Here is a 14,174-nt window from a genome sequence, read left to right as displayed (position 1 = left end):
GACACCACCCCGCCGCGCCACCTCACCGTACGACCAGCCCCGCTGCTCCAGCCGGCGCTTGATCAGTTCCTGCAGTGCGTTCACCACGGGATGGATTCTTCCTGCTAGCACGTCGGTTGACCCGTCCGAGTGAGATCGAGTCTACAGCGGTCCCACCCGCCCGACCCGGACCCACACCCCCTCACCTGCACCTTCACCTCGACGCAACGCGCCGGGCGGACCGAACTGCCGCGAAGTGCTTGCCGCGAGGCGCCCCAGGGGCTAGCGTCCAATGTCATCAGACAACTCGTCCGATGGCCATGGACGACGCGGCGCGGACCCGCTTCCGCCCACCCGCCCCACCGGGTTCTCCCGTGAAGGCGGTCCGCATCCCGGAATCCTGACAGTGATTCTGCGCTTCCCGGGGCGGTTTTATCCAGCCTCGACAAAACTGCCCTCCCTCCTCCGAAACCCGTACCTTCAACGCGCCGGGACGCGGCGCGTCACGCCCGGCGCCGGTCACATCGGACGGAATCTAGAGGTGATCATCGCCACCGAAACCCGGTTGCCCAAAACTGGCCGCTTTTGCCCCATCCGATCAAGTGATTCAACGTCATGGGCCTTGCTCTCCGCACATGCCGACAGCAGATATATGCATCGCCGGCGGCCCCGAACCGGACACCGTCCGAACACCGATCACTTGCAGCAGAACCCCGGGAGTGCCATGTGCGACGAATTCTGCGGGCCCGCCCTCGCGGCATGGCTCGCCCGTGCGGCCGGTGAGCCACAGCGGTGCCTCGACGAGTGGGAGCTCGCCAAGAACAGGGTGATGCTGTTGCCGGCCGGCGCGGACTGGGACGCCGTCCGGATCCCCGAACGGCCCGGCCACGAGGTGCTCGCGCGCCTGCGGGACGGCTCCGCACCCGTCGGGCCGGTCATGTGGGACCGGCGCTGCGGCTTCCTCTACTTCCTGGTGCCGCCCGGCTCCGAGGACGTCTGGTCCCCGCTGGGACTGCGCTTCCTCACCCGCGGCGGATGGCTGGCGGCCGCCGACCCCCGCCGGCCGGTCCGGCATCCGGCGCAGTGGCTCTACTCCAGGGACGCCGTGCGGCTCACCGCCCCGGCATATCTCTACATCGCCTGCCTGGGAGTGCTCACCACCGGCGCCCGCCCCCTGCCGCGCGTTCCCGCCCCCCTCTGACGCGGCCGCGGGCCGCCCGGTTCGGCGTCCGGTCCGGGGCGCGGGGCGGACCCCGGCGCGACGTGCGAGAAATTCTTCGGCCGACGTGTCGATCCTCGCGCCGCCCGTTCGACGCGTAGGCAGGAGCGGGGAGGATCCCCGCCGCGAGAAGCACGAAGAACGTCGAGTAGGAGAGCGCGATGCGTTTCATGTCCCTGATCCGGATCAACGAGGACAACGTTCCCGAGGGCGGCCCCGACGAGCGGCTGATGGAGGAGATGGGCCGGCTCATCGAGGAGATGTCCAAGGCCGGCGTCCTGCTGGACACGGCCGGCCTGCGGCCGACGTCCGAGGGGACGCGGCTCCACTGGGACCACGGGAAGCTCTCCGTCGTCGACGGGCCCTTCACCGAGTCCAAGGAGTTCATCGGCGGCTACGCGATCATCCAGGCGAAGTCGAAGGAGGAGGCCGTGGAGTGGACCAAGCGCTTCCTGCGGATCCACGGCGACGCCTGGGAGATCACCTGTGAACTGCGGCAGGTCGAGGAGGCGCCGGAGCTCTCCTGAGCCCCGCCACCCCCGGAGGCCGGTTGCCCCCGCCGGGAGCGGCTGCTCTGATGGGTGGCTGTGACGGCTTCTGCTTCGGCCAGGGACGACGCCCGCCGGACGATCGAGGCGGTGTGGCGGATCGAGTCGGCCCGGGTGATCGCCGGTGTCGCGCGCATCGTGCGCGACATCGGCGTCGCCGAGGAGCTCGCCCAGGACGCCCTGGTCGCCGCACTGGAGCAGTGGCCGGGGGCCGGCGTCCCGGACAACCCCGGCGCCTGGCTGACGGCCACGGCCAAGCACCGCGCGATCGACCTCGTCCGCCGCAGGGAGGTCTTCGCGCGCAAGCTCCGGGAACTGGGCCACAGCCTGGAGGACGGCGGGGCGTACGAACCGGACTTCGCGGCGGCGGAGGCCGCCGCCGACGGCGACATCGAGGACGACCTGCTGCGGCTGGTCTTCACCGCCTGCCACCCCGTGCTGTCCACCGAGGCTCGCGTGGCGCTCACGCTGCGGCTGCTCGGCGGCCTGACGACCTCCGAGATCGCACGCGCCTACCTGGTCCCGGAGGCGACGGTCGCGCAGCGCATCGTTCGTGCGAAGCGCACGCTGGCGAAGGCGGGTGTGCCCTTCGAGCAGCCGCACGGGCCCGAACGGGTCGAGCGGCTCTCGTCCGTCCTGGAGGTCATCTACCTGATCTTCAACGAGGGCTACTCGGCGACCGCGGGCGACGACTGGATGCGCCCGGCCCTGTGCGAGGACGCGCTCCGCCTCGCCCGGGTCCTGGCGGGGCTGATGCCCAAGGAACCCGAGGCCCACGGCCTGGCCGCGCTGCTGGAGATCCAGGCCTCCCGCGCGGCGGCCCGCACCGGCCCGGACGGGCGGCCCGTCCTGCTGGCCGACCAGGACCGGCGGCGCTGGGACCAGTTGCTGATCCGCCGCGGCTTCGCCGCCCTGGCACGCGCCGAGGCGACGGGCGGTCCGCCCGGGCCGTACGCGCTGCAGGCCGCCATCGCCGCCTGCCACGCCCGGGCCCCGCACGCCGCGGACACCGACTGGCGGCGGATCGCGGAGCTCTACGGAACACTGGCCCGGCGCACGCCGACACCGGTCGTGGAACTGAACCGCGCGGTGGCCGTCACCATGGCGTACGGACCGCGGGACGGACTGGCGCTCGTCGACCGGCTCACCGGCGAGCCCGCACTGCGCGGGTACCACCTGCTGCCGAGCGTCCGCGGTGATCTGCTGGAGCGGCTCGGCCGGTACACCGAGGCCCGGGCCGAGTTCCTGCGCGCCGCCTCCCTGACCCGTAACGAGCGTGAGCGCGCCCTCCTGCTGGAACGCGCCGCCCGGGCGAGCCTGGCCGCCCGGGACGACGGGGGAGCCCCCGCGTCCGGGAGCTAGGAGGAAGGCGGCGCGGAGCGCCGTTGACCGACGACGGGCAACGGCGGGCCGGGGACGCCAGGCCGCACGGACCCGTCAGCCGGGCCCCGGCTCCCGCGGTCCGGACGGATCGCCGGGTCCCCGGGGCACGACCGCGGAGCCGGACCCCCGGACGCGGACGGCACCGCCGGCGGCGGTGGTGGTGTGGAGGGCGCCGAAAACGGGGTGGCGATGGGCCTCGGAGCCCCGCAGCGCGTGCAGCATGACGAGCATCAGCAGGGGGCCCACCAGGGCCACGGCGAGGATGAAGACCGCGCCGATCGGCACACCGAGACCCACCGCGACCACCACGCCCGCTGCCACCACGAGCCCGTACATCCCGTAGTGGCGGCCGTTCGCCCTCGTCATGCCCATCGCGGCCTCCCGCGGTCTCCCGACGGCGTGGTCTTCATCGTACGACTCGTGGCGCACGCCGCATCCGCACGCCAACCGCCCGCGCCCGCGCGTCCGGTGAGGAACCGGGGCCGCGGCCGGCGTGCGCCCGCGGTGTCCCGCGCGGGCCTCCGCGCGCGCATGGCGAGCCGTCGTGGAACGGCCGTACACATGACCCGCTCATGGCATCATCCTGCCGGGGCGCGGCCCCCGTACCGCGGGAACCGCGACCGCCCGGAAGGCGTCGCCCCATGCGACCGCCGCGGGTCGCCGGCGTCCGGGGCACCCCTCCCGTACGGCCCCGTGCGAGGCGCGCGCAGCGCCACCATCGTCGTCGACACCCGAGAGGGGCCGTGCATGACCGGAACGGCGAGCCGCTACCTCTATCTCACCCGGCACGCGGAGACACTGCCCGACGGCTCCGGCCTGACCGAGCACGGGTTCCGGCAGGCCGGGCTCCTGGGCGAGCGGCTGGGGGCGTCGCCCGTCTCCGCCGTCCACCACAGTCCCCTGCCCGGGGCCGCGCAGTCCGCGGCGCTGATCGGCGAGCGGCTGGGAGGCGGGGTGCCCGTGGCGGCCGACGAACTCGCGGGGGACTACCCGCCCTACTTCCCGCCGGACTCCGAGCTGCCGCCGGACAGCGCCTACTACCTCTCCCGCTTCCTCGACCGCTTCGGTCCCGAGGAGCGGACGTGGGGGCCGCAACGGGCCCGTGAGGCGCTGACCCGGTACGCCGGGCCGATGGCGGCGGGCAAGGCGGTGCACGAGCTGGTGGTGACGCACGACTTCCTGATCGGCTGGCTGGTCTCGGCCGCGCTGGACGCGCCACGCTGGCACTGGCTCAGCATGAGCCACGCGAACGCGGCCCTGACGGTGATCCGCTACACGCCCGGCCGCCCGAACTCCGTGCTGCTCTTCAACGACATGCGGCATCTTCCGGAGGAGCTGCGCTGGACCGGTTTCCCCGCCGAGCTGCACTTCTGACGGCGCCCGCCGCGTTCCGCCCGGGCGGCGGGCCCCGGCGCCGGGACGGCCGCGCCGCCGGGGTCCCCCTTCCCGGGACCGCGTCCCTGTGGCCTATGGAACGTCCCGTGCGGCAGTGTTAGAAATGTCGGCATGGTCGACGTTTCCGACCGAATCGGGGCGTATCGGTGCGATCACTGACCGAGAAGAGCCCGCGGAGCGTCGCCGGACAGGTTTTCATCCTGCAGGTGGCGATCGTCGTGCTGCTTGTGGCCTGCGGCGTCATCGCCCTTGTGCTGCAGTCCCGGCACGACAGCGAGCGTGAGGCCGTCAACCGCTCGATCGCGGCGGCCGGCACCTTCGCGCGCTCCCCGGGCCTGGTCGACGTGCTGAAGGAACCGGATCCCTCCAAGACCCTCCAGCCCATCACCGAGCTGGCCCGCAAGGAGGCCGGGGTCGACTTCATCGTCGTGATGGACACCAACGGGATCCGCTACACGCACCCGATCCCCGACCGGATCGGCAAGAAGTTCGTGGGCACCATCGGGCCGTCCCTGGAAGGCAAGGTGTACACGGAGAGCGTGCACGGCCCACTCGGCCACGAGGTCCAGGCCGTCGTGCCCGTCTTCGACCCCGTCGACGACCCGCACGGCCAGGTCGTGGCCCTGGTGTCGGCGGGCATGAAGGTGAAGAGCGTGACCGGCCTGGTGTCCCGGCAGCTGCCGATCATCCTCGGCGCCGGGGCCGCCGCGCTCGCCCTGGCCATGGGCGGCACGGCCCTCGTCGCCAAACGGCTGCGGCGGCAGACCCACCGCCTGGACGCGGCCGAGATGACCCGGATGTACGAGCACCACGACACGGTGCTGCACTCGGTCAGGGAGGGCGTGCTCATCGTCGGGGACGACGGACGGCTGCTGCTCGCCAACGACGAGGCCAAGAGGCTCCTCGACCTCGCCCCCGACGCCGAGGGCCGGCGCGTCGGCGACCTGCCCGGACTCGATCCCGACACGGTCGAGCTGCTGACCTCCCGCCGGGTGGCCACCGACGAGGTGCTCCCGGCCGGGGAGCGCCTGCTGGCGGTGAACCAGCGCCCCACCAACAGCCACGGCGGCCCCAAGGGCTCGGTCATGACCCTGCGGGACTCCACCGAACTGCGCGCGCTCTCGGGTCGCGCCGAGGCCGCCAGGGAACGCCTGAAACTGCTCTACGACGCCGGCCTGGGCATCGGCACCACCCTCGACGTGGTGCGCACCGCCGAGGAGCTGGCCCAGGTCGCCGTGCCCCGCTTCGCCGACTTCGTCACCGTCGACCTGGCCGACCCCGTACTGCGCGGCGAGGAGCCCAGCGGCACCGCGGGCTCCGACATGCGCCGCACCGCCGTCAACGGCATCCGCACCGACGCCCCGCTCTACCCGCTCGGCAAGCTGATCGACTTCCTGCCCTCCACCCCGCAGGCGCGCGGCTTCGGCAGCGGCCGCTCGGAGGTCGTGGCCGATCTCTCCACCGATCACGGCTGGCTCGCGCAGGAGCCGGAGCGCACCCGCAAGATCATCGAGTACGGCATCCACTCGCTGATCGCCACCCCCCTCAAGGCCCGCGGCGTGGTGCTGGGCATCGCCAACTTCTGGCGGTCGGAGAAGCCGGAGCCGTTCGACGAGGAGGACCTCTCCCTCGCCGAGGAACTGGTCGCCCGCGCCGCGATCAACATCGACAACGCGCGCCGCTACACCCGCGAGCACGCCCTGGCCGTCACCCTGCAGCGCAGCCTGCTGCCGCGCGCGCTGCCCGAGCAGAGCGCCCTGGACGTGGCCCACCGCTACCTGCCGGCCCAGTCCGGGGTCAGCGGCGACTGGTTCGACGTGATCCCGCTCCCCGGCAACCGCGTGGCGCTGGTCGTCGGCGACGTCGTCGGCCACGGGCTGCACGCCGCCGCCACGATGGGACGGCTGCGTACCGCGGTGCACAACTTCTCCACCCTCGACCTGCCGCCCGACGAGCTCCTCGGCCACCTGGACGACCTGGTCGGCCGCATCGACCAGGACGAGTCCGGCACCGGCGTCGGGGCCGGGGTCATGGGCGCCACCTGCCTGTACGCGATCTACGACCCCGTCTCGCGGCGGTGCGCGATGGCGCGGGCCGGGCACCACCCGCCCGCCCTGGTCCGCCCCGACGGCAGCGTGGAGTTCCCGGACCTGCCCGCGGGACCGCCGCTGGGGCTGGGCGGCATGCCGTTCCAGACGGCGGAGCTGGAGGTGGCGGAGGGCACCCAGCTGGTCCTGTACACCGACGGGCTGATCGAGGACCGCACCCGGGACCTCGACGTCGGCATGGAGATGCTGAAGCAGGCCCTGGCCGCCCACCCCGACCGGCCGCCCGAGGAGAGCTGCCAGGCCGTGCTGCAGGCGCTGCTGCCGGGCCGGCCGAAGGACGACGTGGCGCTGCTGATCGCCCGCACCCGGGCCACCCCCGCCGACCACGTCGCGGAGTGGGACGTGCCCGTCGACCCCGCGGCCGTCTCCGGGATGCGGGCCGCCGTGGCGGAGAAGCTGGAGGAGTGGGGCCTGTCGGAGCTGGCCTTCGGCATGGAGCTGGTGCTCAGCGAGCTGATCACCAACGCGATCCGCTACGGCTCGGCGCCCATCGGGGTCCGGCTGCTGCTGGACCACACCCTGACCTGCGAGGTGTCCGACGGCAGCAGCACCTCGCCGCATCTGCGCTACGCGGCCACCACCGACGAGGGCGGCCGCGGGCTGTTCCTCGTCGCCCAGCTCGCCGAGCGCTGGGGCACCCGGTACACCGCCGAGGGCAAGGTCATCTGGGCGGAGCAGTCGCTGCCCCCCTGGACGGAGGGCGCGGAGGACGCCGAGGACGCGAACGGCGCGCGGCTGACGGACGCGGTCGACGCCGCGACGCGCTGAGCGCACGGTCCGCCGGGACCGCCGTTGGGACCGGTGGGCCCGGTGGGCCCGCCCTGACCGCCGTGCTCAGACGGGTGTCTCCGCCAGGACGCGGGCCCGGCACTGCGCCGGCGAGCCCCAGGCGGAGCGCAGCGCGCGGGCCTTGGTGAGCCACAGGGACAGCTCGTACTCGGCGGTGTAGCCGAGGGCGCCGTGCAGTTGCAGCGCGGTGCGCGCCGCGGTGTACGCGGCCTCGCCGCAGGCGGCCTTGGCGGCGGCGATGTCGGCCCCCGTACCGGTCACTGCGGCGCCGTGCAGCAGCGGCCGGGCGAACTCGAGCGCGATCAGGGTGTCGGCCAGCCGGTGCTTGACGGCCTGGAAGGAGCCGACCGGGACCCCGAACTGCCGGCGCCGCCGTACGTGCCCGACCGTACGCGTCAGCAGCGAGAGGCCGACACCGAGGGCCTGGGCGGCGGTGACGAGGGCGGCCCGGTCGGCGGCGAGGGCGGCCGCGGCCCGGACGGCGGGCCCGGCGGCGAGCACCGCCGCGGTGCCGGGCTCCGGGCGGGCCAGTCGCCGGGCGGGGTCGAGCGAGGCGCGGACGGGACCGTGACCGCGGGCCAGGAGCAGCCGGTCGCCGGCCACGAGCAGGGCGGCGTCGGCGGCGTCGGCGTCGAGGGCGTGGCCGCCCTCCGGCGCCGCGAGGGTCAGCACGGCCCGGCCGGTGGCGACACGGGGCAGCCACTCCTTGGCCGGACCGGGATCCGGGAGCGCGTCCAGGAGGGCGGCGGCGGCCACCGTCTCGGCGACGGGGCCGGGGACGGCGTGCCGGCCCAGTTCGACGAACGCGAGGGCGAGCTCGACGGGCCGCGGCCCGTAGCCGTCGTACGCCTCCGGGACGGCCAGCGCGAAGAGCCCGGCCTCCGCCAGCCGGTCCCACAGGCGACGCCCCGGGGCGTGCTCCCCCGCGGCCCAGGCCCGGGCGGTCTCCGGCGTGCCGGCGGCGCCGAGCATGCGGTCGAGGGTGCGGGTGAAGTCGGCCTGCTCGGCGGTCGGCAGGAACCTCATGGACGGCGTCCCTTCGGCAGCCCGAGCAGCCGCTCGGCGATGATGTCGCGCTGGATCTCGTTCGTGCCGGCGTAGACGGGCCCCGCGAGGGCGAAGACCCAGCCCTGCGCCCAGGGGCCGTCGGCGGCCTCCCCGAGCGGGCCGAGCAGGTCGAGCGCGGTCTCGTGCAGCGCGATGTCCAGCTCGGACCAGAAGACCTTGGTGAGGCTGGATCCGGCGCCGGGCGCCTCTCCCGCCGCCCCGCGCGCGGCGCCCTCGTAGGCCGCCAGCTGGTAGGCGCGCGCACCGATCAGCGCGTCCGCGACGCGGTCCCGGGCGGCCGGGTCGGCGTCCATGCCGCCCTCCCGCCACAGGGCTGCCAGACGCCGGGCGGCCGCGGTGAAGCGGCCGGGGCTGCGCAGGGTGAGACCTCGCTCGTCGCCCGCCGTGCTCATGGCGACCCGCCAGCCGTCGCCGGGGGCGCCGACGACGTCGGCGTCGGGAACGAAGACCTCGTCGAGGAAGAGTTCGGCGAAGGCCGGTTTGCCGTCCAGACGGCCGATGGGGCGCACCGTCACACCGGGCGCGTCGAGACCGAACATCAGATAGGTGAGGCCCTGGTGCGGGCGTGGTGCGTCGGGGTGGCTGCGGAACAGCCCGAAAGCGCGGTCGGCGAAGGCGGCACGGGAGGACCAGGTCTTCTGGCCGCGCAGCAGCCAGCCGCCGTCGGTGCGGGTGGCGGTGGAGCGCAGCGACGCCAGGTCGGAGCCCGCCTCCGGCTCGGACCAGGCCTGCGCCCAGACGACCTCGCCGCGCGCCATGGGCGGCAGGAGCCGTTCGCGCTGCTCCTGGGTGCCGTGTTCGAGGAGGGTCGGGCCGAGCAGGGCGACGCCGTTCTGGCCCACCCGCCCGGGGGCCCCCGCGGCGTGGTACTCCTCCTCGAACAGCAGCCACTGGACGAGCGAGGCGTCCCGTCCCCCGTAGGCGGCGGGCCAGGAGACCACCGACCAGCGGTCCGCGGCCAGCCGGCGCTCCCAGGCCCGATGGGCGGAGAAGCCCTCGGCGGTCTCCAGGGAGGGCAGCGGGACGGCGGGGACGTGCGCGGCGAGCCACTCCCCGGCCAGCTCCCGGAAGGACCGTTCCTCCGGGGTGAGGTCGAGATCCACCCGCTCCCCCTTCCCTAACAAGTGTTTGGTAGATTAACGTCGGTGGCGTGACTCCACCACCCCCGTACGAGCCGGGCCACGCGCTGCTGGCGGACCGCACCGCGGTCGTCACCGCCGCCGCGGGCGCCGGCATCGGCGGCGCGACCGCCCGGCGCCTGCTGGAGGAGGGCGCCCGGGTGGTGCTGGGCGACGCCCACGAGCGGCGGCTGAAGGAGTGCGCGGCGGCGCTCGCGGAGGAGTTCGGCGCGGACCGGGTCGCCGGGCTGCCCTGCGACGTCACGGACGAGGCCCAGATCGCGGCCCTCCTCGACCTCGCGGAGCGGCGGCACGGACGGCTGGACATCGTGGTCAACAACGCCGGTCTCGGCGGCACCGCCGAGCTGACCGAGATGACCGACGGCCAGTGGGCGAGGGTCCTGGACGTCACCTTGAACGGCACCTTCCGCTGCACCCGCGCCGCCCTGCGCCGCATGAAGGCCGCCGGGACCGGCGGGGTCATCGTCAACAACGCGTCCGTCGTGGGCTGGCGCGCCCAGGCCGGACAGGCGCACTACGCCGCGGCCAAGGCCGGGGTCATGGCGCTCACCCGCTGCGCGGCGGTGGAGGCGGCGGCGTACGGGGTGCGGGTCAACGCCGTCTCCCCCAGCCTCGCCATGCACCCGCACCTGGTGCGGGTCACCACCCCCGAACTGCTGGAGGAGCTGACCGCGCGCGAGGCCTTCGGGCGCCATGCCGAGCCATGGGAGGTGGCCAACGTGATCGTCTTCCTGGCCTCCGGCTACTCCTCCTACATGACCGGGGAGACCGTCCCCGTGAGCAGTCAGCACGCGTGAAGCGAGAATGATCCCCGTGCCGAAGACCACGCCGAAAACCACGCCGAAGACGACGTCGAAGACCCCGCCGAAGACCATGTCACCCACCACGCCGAAGAGCGCCAAGGGCCCCGCGGGCGCCGGGGCGCCCTCCGACGGGCGCCGTGCCGAACTCCTCGCGACCGCCGCCGGGGTGTTCGCCGCGCAGGGCTACAACGCCACCACCGTCCGGCGGATCGCGGACGAGGCGGGGATCCTCGCGGGCAGCCTCTACTACCACTTCGACTCCAAGGAGTCGATGCTGGACGAGATCCTGTCGGCCTTCCTCGACGAGCTGTGGGCCGGGTACGACAGCGTGCTCGCGGCCGGCCTCGGTCCCCGGGAGACCGTGGAGGCCCTGGTCACCGAGTCCTTCCGGGAGATCGACCGGCATCTGGACGCCGTCGCGATCTACCAGCGCGAGGCCCGCCAGCTGGCGGCGTCCCAGCCGCGCTTCGCCTATCTCGCCGAGTCGCAGCGCAGGTTCGAGCGGCTGTGGCTCGGAACGCTCGAACGCGGCGCCGCCGACGGGGTGTTCCGCACCGACCTCGACCCGCGGCTCGCGTACCGCTTCATCCGCGACACGGTCTGGGTCGCGGCGTCCTGGTACCGGCCGGGCGGGCAGCACAGCCCCGAGGAGATCGCCCGGCAGTACCTGTCGATGGTGCTGGACGGCGTCGCCGTCCGGGAATGACAGAGCGACACCCGGTCGACACGGAGGAGCAGTCATGACCGAGGCCTACATCGTCGAAGCGGTCCGCACCCCCGTCGGACGGCGCGGCGGCGGGCTGTCCGCGGTCCACCCGGCCGACCTCGGCGCCCACATCCTGACGGCGCTGATGGAGCGCTCGGGCGTCGACCCGGCCGCCGTCGAGGACGTCGTCTTCGGCTGCCTCGACCAGGTCGGCCCGCAGTCCGGCGACATCGCCCGCACCAGCTGGCTGGCGGCGGGACTACCCGAGGAGGTTCCCGGCGTCACCGTCGACCGCCAGTGCGGCTCCTCCCAGCAGGCCGTCCACTTCGCGGCCCAGGGCGTGCTGTCGGGCACCCAGGACCTCGTCGTGGCGGGCGGCGTCCAGAACATGTCGGCCATCCCCATCGGCTACGCCAACCACCGGGCCGTCGAGCCGCTCGGCATGACCGACGGCCCCTTCGCCGGCTCGGAGGGCTGGCGCGCCCGCTACGGGTCCACCCCGGTGAGCCAGTTCCACGGCGCGGAACTGATCGCCGGGAAGTGGGGCATCACCCGCGAGGCCATGGAGGAGTTCGCGCTGCGCTCCCACCGGCGCGCGGTCGCCGCCATCGACGGGGGCCGCTTCGACCGCGAACTCGCCCCGTACGCGGGCGTCGCCGTCGACGAGGGCCCGCGCCGTGACACCTCGGCGGAGAAGATGGCCGGCCTCAAACCCCTGGTCGAGGGCGGCCGGCTGACCGCGGCCGTCTCCTCCCAGGTCTCCGACGGGGCCTCGGCCATGCTCATCGCCTCCGAGCGCGCGCTCCGCGAGCACGGGCTCACCCCGCGGGCGCGCGTCCACCATCTGTCGGTACGCGGCGAGGACCCCATCCGCATGCTCTCCGCGCCCATCCCGGCGACCGCGTACGCCCTGAAGAAGACCGGCATGACCATCGACGACATCGACCTGGTCGAGATCAACGAGGCGTTCGCGCCCGTCGTCCTCGCCTGGCTGAAGGAGACCGGCGCCGACCCCGGCCGGGTGAACGTCAACGGCGGCGCCATCGCGCTGGGCCACCCGCTCGGCGCCACCGGCGTGAGGCTCATGACCACCCTGCTGCACGAACTGGAGCGCACCGGCGGGCGCTACGGCCTCCAGACCATGTGCGAGGGCGGCGGCCAGGCCAACGTCACGATCATCGAACGGCTCTGAGCGCCGCGGGACCGGGACGGCGGCCGATCCAGGGGCGGGGCGATCCGGGGAGGCGGGCGGGGCGCCTACCCCGCGGCGCCTACCCCGCCGCCGCCCGCGCCCCGTACACCGGCCCCGGGGGCTCCGCCGCCGCCAGCAGCTTCGCGGCGGCCTCCCCCGCCTCCATGGGCGTCCAGCGGGCGCCCCGGTCGGCGGTGGGGCCCGGCCGCCAGCCCTCCATGACCGTCAGGCGGCCGCCCTCGGCCTCGAAGACGCGCCCCGTCACACCGGCGGAGCCCGCGGACCCGAGCCAGACGACCAGCGGTGAGACGTTCTCCGGCGCCATGGCGTCGAAGGCCCCGGCGCCCGGCGCGGCCATGGCGTCGGCGAACACCGTCTCGGTCATCCGGGTCCGGGCCGCCGGGGCCACGGCGTTGACCCGCACCCCGTACCGCGCGAGTTCGGCGGCGGCCACCAGCGTCAGGCCGACGATGCCGGCCTTGGCCGCCGCGTAGTTGCCCTGCCCGACGCTGCCGAGCAGTCCGGCCCCGGACGTGGTGTTGACGACCCGCGCGTCAGGGGTGCGGCCCGCCCGCGCCTCCGCGCGCCAGTACGCGGCAGCCTGCCGGAGCGGCAGGAAATGCCCGGTCAGATGGACCCGCAGGACGGCGTCCCAGTCGTCCTCGTCCAGGTTGACGAGCATGCGGTCGCGCAGGAAGCCCGCGTTGTTGACCAGGGTGTCGAGCCGCCCGAACGCCTCCAGGGCGGTGGCGACCAGTGAGGCGGCGCCCGCGGGGGTCGCGATGTCGCCGTCGTGCACGACGGCCGCACCGCCCCCGGCGCGGATCTCGGCGGCGACCCCGTGCGCGGGGGCGGCCGATCCCCCGGCGCCGTCGGGACCGACGCCGAGGTCGTTCACCACGACCGCGGCGCCCTCGGCGGCGAAGGCGAGGGCGTGCGCCCGCCCCAGCCCGCGCCCCGCGCCGGTCACGGCGACCACCCGTCCGGCGCAGATGCCCCTCGTCCCGCCGTCCCCGCCGGTCGCCCCGCCGCCCTCTGTGGTCATCCCGTCTCGCTCTCCCGTCATCCCGCTCCGCCTACGTTCCGGGCCGCGGCGAGGAACGCCGGGGGCTCCCCTCCGCCGTGCAGATGCAGACTGGCGCCGCTGACGTAGCGGGCGCGCTCGGAGGCGAGGAAGACGCAGGCGTCGCCCACCTCCCCCGGCTCCGCGAGCCGTCCGAGCGGCACGGTCCGCTCCACCGCGGCGACGCCGTCCTCGTCGCCGTAGTGCAGATGCGCCGACTCGGTACGGACCATGCCGAGCACAAGGGTGTTGACCCGGATCAGCGGGGCCCACTCGACGGCCATGGAGCGCGCCAGGCTCTCCAGGCCGGCCTTGGCGGCTCCATACGCGGCGGTGCCCGGTGAGGGGCGGCCCCCGCTGACGCTGCCGATCATCACGATCGCGCCGCCCTCCGGTTGACGGCACATCACCCGGTACGCGGCAAGGGAGGCGTTGAGCGGCGCGAGCAGATTGAGCTCGACGACGCGCGCGTGCCGTTCGGGCCCCGCCTCGCCGAGCAGCCGGTACGGGGTCCCACCCGCGTTGTTGACCAGGACGTCGATGCGCCCGTATGCCTCCGCCACCGCGCCGAGGACCTCCGCGGTGGCGCCCGGATCGCGCAGGTCCACGGCGCGGAAGTCGGCTTCGCGAGGCGGTGGTTGGGGTGGCGGACGGCGGGCGCAGACCACGACGCGGGCACCGGCCTCGGCGAAGGCGCGGGCGATGCCGGCGCCGACACCGCGCGTCCCGCCGGTGACGACGGCGACCCGGTCCGACAGATCGACAGTCATGCTCACGCCGGA

The 14,174-nt window shown here is 74.4% G+C and carries 13 protein-coding genes; 8 read left to right on the top strand and 5 right to left on the bottom strand.

The annotated features are described in order from the left end of the window. Window positions 1–703: 703 nt before the first annotated feature. The 3 genes from AB0F62_RS16280 (at window position 704) to AB0F62_RS16270 (ending at window position 3,108) form a co-directional block, all read left to right on the top strand. Window positions 704–1,180 (top strand): hypothetical protein, encoded by a 477-nt coding sequence (locus AB0F62_RS16280; RefSeq protein ID WP_361798233.1) that lies wholly within the window; start codon window positions 704–706, stop codon window positions 1,178–1,180. Window positions 1,181–1,359: 179 nt separating this feature from the next. Further along, window positions 1,360–1,725 (top strand): YciI family protein, encoded by a 366-nt coding sequence (locus AB0F62_RS16275; protein ID WP_361798230.1) that lies wholly within the window; start codon window positions 1,360–1,362, stop codon window positions 1,723–1,725. 60 nt (window positions 1,726–1,785) lie between these two features. Beyond that, window positions 1,786–3,108 carry an RNA polymerase sigma factor gene (locus AB0F62_RS16270; protein WP_361798227.1) on the top strand — a complete coding sequence of 441 codons (1,323 nt, stop codon included), beginning with the start codon at window positions 1,786–1,788 and terminating at the stop codon, window positions 3,106–3,108. 75 nt (window positions 3,109–3,183) lie between these two features. Here the strand turns inward: AB0F62_RS16270 and AB0F62_RS16265 are convergent, their stop codons facing one another. Next, complete coding sequence (locus AB0F62_RS16265) at window positions 3,184–3,501, bottom strand: hypothetical protein (protein WP_361798224.1); 318 nt, start codon at window positions 3,499–3,501, stop codon at window positions 3,184–3,186. A 375-nt stretch (window positions 3,502–3,876) separates the two neighbouring features. Here AB0F62_RS16265 and AB0F62_RS16260 point away from each other — a divergent pair, with 375 nt between their 5' ends. Continuing rightward, window positions 3,877–4,503 carry a histidine phosphatase family protein gene (locus AB0F62_RS16260; RefSeq protein WP_361798221.1) on the top strand — a complete coding sequence of 209 codons (627 nt, stop codon included), beginning with the start codon at window positions 3,877–3,879 and terminating at the stop codon, window positions 4,501–4,503. 176 nt (window positions 4,504–4,679) lie between these two features. Next, window positions 4,680–7,400: a SpoIIE family protein phosphatase gene (locus tag AB0F62_RS16255; protein ID WP_361798268.1), complete on the top strand. Its 2,721-nt coding sequence runs from the start codon at window positions 4,680–4,682 to the stop codon at window positions 7,398–7,400. Between the two features lie 66 nt (window positions 7,401–7,466). Here AB0F62_RS16255 and AB0F62_RS16250 read toward each other — a convergent pair whose 3' ends face one another. Together AB0F62_RS16250 and AB0F62_RS16245 are read right to left on the bottom strand one after the other, a co-directional pair. Continuing rightward, complete coding sequence (locus tag AB0F62_RS16250) at window positions 7,467–8,447, bottom strand: acyl-CoA dehydrogenase family protein (RefSeq protein ID WP_361798218.1); 981 nt, start codon at window positions 8,445–8,447, stop codon at window positions 7,467–7,469. Beyond that, window positions 8,444–9,592 carry an acyl-CoA dehydrogenase family protein gene (locus tag AB0F62_RS16245; RefSeq protein WP_361798215.1) on the bottom strand — a complete coding sequence of 383 codons (1,149 nt, stop codon included), beginning with the start codon at window positions 9,590–9,592 and terminating at the stop codon, window positions 8,444–8,446. Before AB0F62_RS16245 ends, AB0F62_RS16250 begins: the two co-directional genes overlap by 4 nt. 47 nt (window positions 9,593–9,639) lie before the next feature. On the opposite strand from AB0F62_RS16245, the gene AB0F62_RS16240 reads away from it, so the two are divergent. The 3 genes from AB0F62_RS16240 to AB0F62_RS16230 all read left to right on the top strand — a co-directional run bounded on the left by AB0F62_RS16240 (window position 9,640) and on the right by AB0F62_RS16230 (window position 12,329). After that, the gene (locus AB0F62_RS16240; protein ID WP_361798212.1) at window positions 9,640–10,425 is read left to right on the top strand and encodes an SDR family oxidoreductase; all 786 of its coding nucleotides are present in this window, start codon (window positions 9,640–9,642) and stop codon (window positions 10,423–10,425) included. Window positions 10,426–10,501: 76 nt separating this feature from the next. After that, window positions 10,502–11,137 (top strand): TetR/AcrR family transcriptional regulator, encoded by a 636-nt coding sequence (locus tag AB0F62_RS16235; RefSeq protein ID WP_361798265.1) that lies wholly within the window; start codon window positions 10,502–10,504, stop codon window positions 11,135–11,137. Between the two features lie 34 nt (window positions 11,138–11,171). Next, the gene (locus AB0F62_RS16230) at window positions 11,172–12,329 is read left to right on the top strand and encodes an acetyl-CoA C-acetyltransferase (protein ID WP_361798209.1); all 1,158 of its coding nucleotides are present in this window, start codon (window positions 11,172–11,174) and stop codon (window positions 12,327–12,329) included. A 79-nt stretch (window positions 12,330–12,408) separates the two neighbouring features. Here the strand turns inward: AB0F62_RS16230 and AB0F62_RS16225 are convergent, their stop codons facing one another. Together AB0F62_RS16225 and AB0F62_RS16220 are read right to left on the bottom strand one after the other, a co-directional pair. Then, entirely contained in the window at window positions 12,409–13,374 is a 966-nt protein-coding gene (locus tag AB0F62_RS16225; RefSeq protein WP_361798206.1) for an SDR family oxidoreductase, read from the bottom strand. 17 nt (window positions 13,375–13,391) lie between these two features. Further along, a complete protein-coding gene (locus tag AB0F62_RS16220; protein ID WP_361798203.1) occupies window positions 13,392–14,168 on the bottom strand; it encodes an SDR family oxidoreductase in 777 nt (258 codons plus the stop codon). Window positions 14,169–14,174 lie beyond the last annotated feature (6 nt).

This window comes from Streptomyces sp. NPDC026673, assembly GCF_040638135.1.
Classification (GTDB): domain Bacteria; phylum Actinomycetota; class Actinomycetes; order Streptomycetales; family Streptomycetaceae; genus Actinacidiphila.
Note: the sequence above shows the minus strand (reverse complement) of the source record. Positions and strands in the feature narration are given on the sequence as shown.

Coding starts and splice junctions, on each gene's coding strand:
- AB0F62_RS16280 (WP_361798233.1), top strand. CDS start 704: ATGTGCGACGAATTCTGCGGGCCCGCCCTCGCGGCATGGCTCGCCCGT.
- AB0F62_RS16275 (WP_361798230.1), top strand. CDS start 1,360: ATGCGTTTCATGTCCCTGATCCGGATCAACGAGGACAACGTTCCCGAG.
- AB0F62_RS16265 (WP_361798224.1), bottom strand. CDS start 3,501: ATGGGCATGACGAGGGCGAACGGCCGCCACTACGGGATGTACGGGCTC.
- AB0F62_RS16260 (WP_361798221.1), top strand. CDS start 3,877: ATGACCGGAACGGCGAGCCGCTACCTCTATCTCACCCGGCACGCGGAG.
- AB0F62_RS16250 (WP_361798218.1), bottom strand. CDS start 8,447: ATGAGGTTCCTGCCGACCGCCGAGCAGGCCGACTTCACCCGCACCCTC.
- AB0F62_RS16235 (WP_361798265.1), top strand. CDS start 10,502: ATGTCACCCACCACGCCGAAGAGCGCCAAGGGCCCCGCGGGCGCCGGG.
- AB0F62_RS16230 (WP_361798209.1), top strand. CDS start 11,172: ATGACCGAGGCCTACATCGTCGAAGCGGTCCGCACCCCCGTCGGACGG.
- AB0F62_RS16225 (WP_361798206.1), bottom strand. CDS start 13,374: ATGACCACAGAGGGCGGCGGGGCGACCGGCGGGGACGGCGGGACGAGG.